We start from the raw sequence: 740 nt of genomic DNA, 5'->3' as shown, positions 1-740 counted from the left end.
CTACATAAGGTTTAAAAGCAGACATCGTATAAAGTGATAGAAGAGAATAAAAATGAATCATTCCCCCAATCTTTTCATCAGTAAATCACTCAAAAGACCGTCTTCTCAACCACTCCCACATCAAGCATTTATCCGTCAAAAAGAGACCGAGATAGGTCATCTCAGTCCCTTTCCATCTATAACTCCATCAAAAAATCATACATTTCTTGCACGGTACCCAGCGCCATCATTTCTTGGTATTTGACGGTTCTTTAGCTATCTTTTTCTACTATCTCTGGAAAATAACTTTCAAAATATGCCTTGGTAAGGCTAAATAAATGTAATTTTTTACCCTCAATATTCACAAAATTCATTTTATCATTGATTCCTTCTAATTTTAAATCATAGACATATTTATTTTCTAAAATATCAATAAAAAATATTTTAATCTTTTCAATATCTTCAATTCTTGAGTCAAACTTCAATAGTAGATTATTTGAGGTTTTCTTATCAATCATAAATCTTTCTTCAGCCTTTAATTTATGATTACCTCCCGATCCATTTTTTTCTATATATTCTATTTTATCAATTAAGGCATGACCTAACCCAATATTTCTAATTTTTATAAGAATAGCAATCGATTCTTCATCTTGAGCATCTTCTTTGTTAATCTTTATATAATTATACTGACAGATATAATTCTTGCCTTGTTTCTTGCCTTGTTTCTTGCCTTGTTTCTTGCCTTGTTTCTTGCCTTGTTT

At 30.3% G+C, this 740-nt stretch carries 1 pseudogene; it reads right to left on the bottom strand.

What is annotated here, in order from left to right:
* Positions 1-251: 251 nt before the first annotated feature.
* Positions 252-740 (bottom strand): annotated as a pseudogene (locus GMD6S_RS12815) (hypothetical protein); the annotation flags it as partial.

Source organism: Streptococcus sp. GMD6S (assembly GCF_000297015.1).
This window is presented reverse-complemented; position numbering and strand designations above follow the sequence as displayed.